Origin of the sequence: Corynebacterium sp. KPL2838 (assembly GCF_040225455.1) — a bacterium.
In the GTDB taxonomy this organism is placed as follows: domain Bacteria; phylum Actinomycetota; class Actinomycetes; order Mycobacteriales; family Mycobacteriaceae; genus Corynebacterium; species Corynebacterium rhinophilum.
The window spans coordinates 1-6,236 of sequence record NZ_JBEHFT010000056.1; the positions used below are offsets into that span (position 1 = coordinate 1).

Annotated in this window: 6 protein-coding genes, 2 tRNA genes and 1 pseudogene; 2 read left to right on the forward strand and 7 right to left on the reverse strand. The window is 57.7% G+C overall.

Annotation, left to right across the window (positions count from 1 at the left end; all coding sequences use genetic code 11):
• Positions 1–116 precede the first annotated feature (116 nt).
• Complete coding sequence (murA, locus tag ABRP98_RS11305; RefSeq protein ID WP_284852648.1) at positions 117–1,385, reverse strand: UDP-N-acetylglucosamine 1-carboxyvinyltransferase; 1,269 nt, start codon at positions 1,383–1,385, stop codon at positions 117–119.
• A gap of 21 nt (positions 1,386–1,406) precedes the next feature.
• On the reverse strand, positions 1,407–2,246 hold the full coding sequence (gene ramA / locus ABRP98_RS11310) for an acetate metabolism transcriptional regulator RamA (protein ID WP_005279642.1): 840 nt from the start codon (positions 2,244–2,246) through the stop codon (positions 1,407–1,409).
• A 265-nt stretch (positions 2,247–2,511) separates the two neighbouring features.
• Here ramA and cysK point away from each other — a divergent pair, with 265 nt between their 5' ends.
• Both cysK and epsC read left to right on the forward strand, forming a co-directional pair.
• The gene (gene cysK / locus ABRP98_RS11315; RefSeq protein WP_284852649.1) at positions 2,512–3,447 is read left to right on the forward strand and encodes a cysteine synthase A; all 936 of its coding nucleotides are present in this window, start codon (positions 2,512–2,514) and stop codon (positions 3,445–3,447) included.
• An 82-nt stretch (positions 3,448–3,529) separates the two neighbouring features.
• Positions 3,530–4,093: a serine O-acetyltransferase EpsC gene (epsC, locus tag ABRP98_RS11320; RefSeq protein WP_284770390.1), complete on the forward strand. Its 564-nt coding sequence runs from the start codon at positions 3,530–3,532 to the stop codon at positions 4,091–4,093.
• A 49-nt stretch (positions 4,094–4,142) separates the two neighbouring features.
• Here the strand turns inward: epsC and ABRP98_RS11325 are convergent, their stop codons facing one another.
• From ABRP98_RS11325 to ABRP98_RS11345, 5 genes and pseudogenes are all read right to left on the reverse strand, one after another.
• The gene (locus ABRP98_RS11325; protein WP_284770389.1) at positions 4,143–4,424 is read right to left on the reverse strand and encodes a GNAT family N-acetyltransferase; all 282 of its coding nucleotides are present in this window, start codon (positions 4,422–4,424) and stop codon (positions 4,143–4,145) included.
• A 56-nt stretch (positions 4,425–4,480) separates the two neighbouring features.
• Positions 4,481–4,553: transfer RNA gene (locus ABRP98_RS11330), tRNA-Phe, on the reverse strand.
• 19 nt (positions 4,554–4,572) lie between these two features.
• A tRNA-Asp gene (locus ABRP98_RS11335) sits at positions 4,573–4,646 on the reverse strand.
• A gap of 283 nt (positions 4,647–4,929) precedes the next feature.
• Positions 4,930–5,724, reverse strand: coding sequence for an IS3 family transposase (locus tag ABRP98_RS11340; protein WP_349859321.1), 795 nt, complete (start codon positions 5,722–5,724; stop codon positions 4,930–4,932).
• Between the two features lie 3 nt (positions 5,725–5,727).
• A pseudogene (locus tag ABRP98_RS11345) lies at positions 5,728–6,106 on the reverse strand (transposase).
• Positions 6,107–6,236: the final 130 nt, after the last annotated feature.

Below are 6,236 nucleotides of genomic sequence, written 5' to 3' on the forward strand. Positions count from 1 at the left end.
CTCAAAAGTAACCAACCGGCTACCTCTCGGCGACTTGGATAAACCTACACCCCACTCCAAGAAACGCACAAATCCCCAGCACACACCGTAAAAATGCGTACTGGGGAGAGGTTAATTTAGAAGAGTTCTTCTTCCTGCGTCCTTTCGATGGTGGCTCCAAGCCGCGAAAGGTTCTCCACAAAGTGGGGATAGCCGCGGTCAATATGGAAGACATCGTGAACGGTCGTGGCTTCGTCTGCGCACAGCGCGGAGAGGACCAGGCCGGCTCCGGCGCGAATATCGGAGCTCCACACGTGCGTAGAAGAAAGATGTTCCTTACCGCGCACCACCACGTGGTGGCCATCTACTTGGGCATCGGCACCCAGGCGCAGCATCTCGTCAACGAAGCGGAACCGGGATTCGAAGACGTTCTCCGTGATCACGGTGGTTCCTTCGGCGATGGCGGAAATGCCGATGGCCATGGGCTGGAGGTCCGTCGGAAAGCCTGGGAAAGGCAACGTCTGGTAATCCACCGCGGTGGGGCGCTTTTCCATGCGCACGCGGAAGCCGTTTTCATAGGTTTCAATCTCTGCGCCGGCGGACTTCAGCTTTTCCAGCGGAAGGTGCAGGTGGCGCGGGGCAATGCCGCCGACGGTGATATCGCCTTGTGTCATGGCTGCGGCATAAGCCCAGGTGCCGGCCACGATGCGGTCACCGATGACCTCGTGCTCCGTTGGGTTAAGCCGGTCCACGCCGTGGATGGTGACCTCGGAGGTGCCTTCGCCTTCGATATTGGCGCCCATGGATTTCATCATCTCGCACAGGTCCACGATCTCGGGCTCGCGGGCGGCATTGTGGAGAACAGTAGTGCCCTCGGCCAAGACGGCGGCGGTCAAGATGTTTTCTGTCGCACCAACGGAAGGAAAGTCCAAGCGGATATTAGAGCCGCGAAGCTCGGAAGCTTCAGCGACCACGGCGCCGTGTTCAATGCGCGTGGTGGCGCCGAGTTTCTCCAAGCCAGTCTGGTGCATATCGAGCGGGCGAGAGCCAATGGCGTCACCACCGGGCAGCGCAACCTTTGCATGCCCGCAGCGCGAGGTCAGTGGGCCTAAGACGCATACCGATGCCCTGAATTGGCGGACCGCATCAAAGTCCGCGTTCGATTGCGGCGTCGCGGGGGTAGTAATGCGGACGGTGCTGCCATCGATTGTCACCTCGCAGCCCAAGCCTTCGAGCACCTTCTTCATCAAAGGTACGTCCAGAATCTCTGGGCAATTGGTCAGCGTCGTCGTCCCCTCCGCCAGCAATGCGGCGGCCATGAGCTTAAGGACGCTGTTCTTGGCGCCATCTACTTTGACGGTGCCTGCAAGGCGGGCACCACCGGAAACAATAAACTGATCTTTCACAGCTTTATACGCTACCGGTTATCAGGGCAACGCGCCGATCCGGCGGGCGGCATTGACGGCTTCGTAGCGAGTGTGTGCCCCCAACTTGCGCATTACGGAGCGTAGGTAGGACTTGACGGTTTCGGCGCCAATCCCCATTTCTTCCGCCGCTTCCACGTTGGTGTGGCCGAGCGCCACGCAGGAGAGGACGTCGAGTTCGCGGGCTGAAAGCTTGGTCGATTGCTTCACGCGCACAGGAGAGACCATCTGATCACAAAGTGCCTCGAGTTCCTTGCGCAATTCCTCGTCCTCGACGCGGTTGGCCAGCATGCGCAGCTTGGAGTGGGTGGAACGAACCTGTTCCCATTCCGCACCGTTCATGGCATGGCCGCGGGAGGCACCCCCCTTTCCGCCATCGGCGCGGCGCATCGCGGAGTTGACCGCGAGGTCTTGCTCCAGGGTCCGCGCCGTCATCGTGACTTCCTCGATGACCTTATCCCCCAGGCGCACTGGGGAGTGCACGCCAACATAGAGCACTCCTCGGATTTCACGCTGCACGGTAACCGGTACCGCAACGATCGAGTGCAGGCCTTCGTCTTGGATCACGCTGTCGTTCTCGTGGGAAATGGTGGTGGCACGCGTGTAGTCCGATACGCCCACCGCGCGGCGGGTGGTGATGACGCGCCCGCCGACGCCCACGCCGGCATCGATAAGCAGATTCTGCAGCGCCGGTGTACGCAGACCCACCCACTGGGTAATTTGCAGGCGATTATCCGCCAATAATGTTGCGTACATCGTCACTGGGATTCCGGTGGCGGTTTTGAGAGACGACAGTGCCGCGCGTACGGATTCTTCATCATCTTTGAGGCGATGCGACTCCATGAGACTCTTTCCTCGTCGGGGGTAACCAAGTAGGTGCACCCGATATCCCCGAAAACTTGGGGAGCAGCGGGTAACTACGTGGAATTATAGACAGCAAGTGGGGGTAATTCGAAATCGCCCCTTTGCCTCCACGGCCGCGAATCCCACATTTCATGCCCGAATGGGTAGTCTGTAATAAATATACCACTCTGTCTACTTAAATAGTGTATCCTTGCGCTTGTACCTGATTTGACCACGAATACGATTCCCAAAGGAGTCCTAATAAATGGCTATTTACAACAATGTCCTAGAGACCATCGGCGGTACCCCACTCATCCGCATCAACCGCTTGGCAGAGGGCAAGGGTGCCACCGTGCTGGCCAAGGTGGAGTCCTTTAACCCTGGTAACTCCGTTAAGGACCGCATCGGTCTGGCCATCATCAAGGCCGCCGAGGAGTCCGGTGACCTGAAGCCGGGCGGCACCATCGTTGAAGCTACCTCCGGTAACACCGGCATTGCTCTGGCACTGGCCGGCGCGACCTTGGGCTACGACGTTGTCCTCACCATGCCAGAGACCATGTCCAATGAGCGCAAGGTCCTGCTTCGCGCATACGGTGCAGAAATCATCCTGACCCCGGGCGCTGCCGGCATGCAGGGTGCGGTTGACAAGGCCAACGAGATCGTCGCCGAGCGCGGCAACGCCATCCTGGCTTCCCAGTTCGCTAACGAGGCCAACCCCAAGATCCACGAGGCCACCACCGGCCCGGAGATCTGGGACGACGCCGAGGGCAATGTCGATGCCTTCGTCGCAGGCGTCGGCACCGGCGGCACCGTCACCGGTGCAGGCCGCTACCTGAAGTCCAAGAACCCAGACGTTTACCTCGCTGCCGTTGAACCAGCTGACTCCCCTGTGCTGTCTGAGGGCCAGGCAGGCCCACACAAGATCCAGGGCTTGGGCGCCAACTTCGTACCGGACGTGCTCGACCGCGAGCAGCTGGATGAGGTTTTGACCGCCTCCCTCGAGGAGTCCATCAAGCTCTCTCGCGCCCTTGCTACCGAAGAGGGCCTGCTGGTTGGTATTTCCGCCGGTGCAAACCTCTCGGCTGCACTGAAGCTGGCTGAGCGCCCCGAATTCGAGGGCAAGACCATCGTCGTTGTCCTGCCGGACTTTGGTGAGCGCTACGTTTCCACCGTTCTTTTCGAGGACATCCGCGAGGCATAATTAGCCCCGCAGCCTAGTCCGTGAATAAAAGGCACCCGTCAAGCTTGGCGGGTGCCTTTTTGTGACCAGTACTATAGTCCCCATGAGCATTATTAAATATATCCGCGAAGATTTAGCCAATGCCCGGGACCATGACCCAGCCGCCCGCGGCGACGTTGAAAATGCGATCGTCTATTCCGGCCTGCACGCCATCTGGTCGCACCGCGTCTCCCACTGGCTGTGGAAGCGCGGCCTGCGGGGCCCTGCGCGCATCCTGTCCCAGATTAACCGCTTTTTTACCGGCATCGAGATCCACCCAGGCGCCACCATCGGGCGCCGCTTCTTTATCGACCACGGGATGGGCATTGTCATCGGCGAAACCGCGGAAATTGGTGACGGCGTGATGCTCTACCACGGCGTGACGCTCGGCGGTCAGGTGCTCACCCAGACCAAGCGCCACCCCACAGTGGAAGATAACGTCACCATCGGCGCGGGCGCTAAGGTCTTAGGGCCCATCACCATCGGTGCCGGTTCCGCCATCGGTGCCAATGCCGTTGTAACGAAGGACGTACCGGCTGATCACATCGCGGTGGGCATTCCCGCCAAGAATCGGCCTTCAAATAGGCATGAGCGGGTCAAGCTCGTGGATCCGGACTACTACATCTAAATAGACTAAAAGCGGCCCACAGGCTTGTGTGGGCCGCTTTTTGCTGTGCTTAACCGCGCAGCAGGTCCTGGTATTCGGGGTTCTTGTCCATAAAGTGCGCCACGGCAGAGCAGGTGGCGATGACCTTCATGCCGGCAGCCCGAGTTTCATCGAGGGCCGCCTTAATCAACGGCGAGGACAGGCCCTGTCCGCGGAAGTCATCCCCGATGACCGTGTGGTTGAACTCGCGGGTATCGCCGGAATCTACATATTCGCAGATTCCTGCTTCCACACCGTCAACGGTAAGCACGAAACGGGACAAATCGGTCTGATGAGAAACTGCTTTTTCCATGTCCCCCATTAAACCAAAAATGGTCCCTCCTTGATAATAAGGAGGGACCATAGTTGTGGCCAGAGCCAGGATCGAACTGGCGACCCCACACTTTTCAGGCGTGTGCTCTACCGACTGAGCTATCTGGCCAGAAACCCGAGGGTTTCCGCGACCTTGACGGGACTTGAACCCGCGACCTCCGCCGTGACAGGGCGGCGCGCTAACCAACTGCGCCACAAGGCCATTGTCAGTTTTTGTGCCCCTTGGGCACGGGTAGTTACTTTACACAGCCGCCCCGAAACAGCACAAATCAGCACTACAAAACCTGTTTTATACCGTATCTACCCACGCTTGCCGATGCCCCGATACCGAAAGGAATGAAGCGCCCCAGGTTGTGTTCCTAGGCATTTGCCTTGATCTCTATTATTGCCCGTGGCGAGTTCTGCTTCCAAAATTCGGTTTCGACCTCTACCGGGGTTCGGTATCCCAAGGCCTGGTGGAGCCTTGACTCGTTCCACCATGACACCTACTCGAACGTCGCGATTTCTACCTCGACAACATCATCCCACCTGCGGGTATGAATCAGCTCGTTCTTGTAGGAACCATTAACGTTTTCAGCCAGAGCATTGTCATAAGAATCACCAACAGTCCCGGTGGAAGCGATAATGCCATGCTGGGCAAGTCGCTCGTTGTAGACCACGCTGACATACTGCGATCCGTGATCCGAATGGTGAATGAGACCTGTTGTTTCCTCAGCACACACGATTGCCTGGTTAAGAGCTTGCAGTGGCAGTGCTTCCGTCCGCATCGAATCTGATAACGCCCACGCAACGATCCGTCGGGAGTAAACGTCGGTGACAAACGCGGCGTAGACAAAGCCTTTCTTCGTGCGCACATACGTAATGTCGGCCACCCACAGCTTGTTCGGGCCCTGAGCTTTGAATTCACGCTCAACCAAGTCCGGGCGCAGATCAGGCACGTTAGCTTTTCGGGTTGTAATCGGTGATCCGCCTGTGCCTTTGCCAGAAACACCAGCCAGGCGCATCAGCCGGGCGGTTTGCTCACGGCCGATATCTATTCCGTCACGGTGAAGCGTATGCCACATTTTCCGCACGCCGTAAACACCGTAATTATCCCGATGAACAGCACTAATGCGTTCAACTAGAACAGCATCACGAAGGCGACGAGCACTTAATCCACGGGCCTTTGACTGGCGATAACCACGCGAGGTGATAAACCCACCAGTTCGGCTATTTTTCAACGTCTTACAAATGAACTCGACAGAGAAACGATTCCGGTATTTATCGATGAACCGGATCATTTCTTAACGTTTCGGGTCGAGTTCCGACGCGAAAAAAGCCGAGGCAGCCTTCAACAACTCGTTGGTATCTCGAAGCTGGTGATTTTCGCGGCGTAGCCTGGCGTTTTCGGCGGCCAAATCTTCAGGCACAGGTTCTGGGATGTTTCCCGAACGGCGGGCCTGTTGAGTCCATTGACGAGCCGTGTGCCATGAAACCCCCAGTTTTGCAGCTACTGCCTGGCACGCGGGGTGCATCGACATATTTTCCGCCACGATGCGGTCTTCCACGAGACGGACCACTCGGTCCTTGGCATCCTGGTCAAATTTCCTTGGCATATTCCAGATTTTCCCATCTACTCAAACGGAACAAAACCTGGAACACTTCAATATGCTTTGGAAGCATATACCTGGCCTTAACACGGTAAATCCACAGTGTAGCAGAAACCCGTGGTAGTAGGGGACCTGACCCCCTTTTGGTGGACACCTGATATCCAGCCTAGTCGGGCTGGGAAGAAAGGTAATCTACCACCATG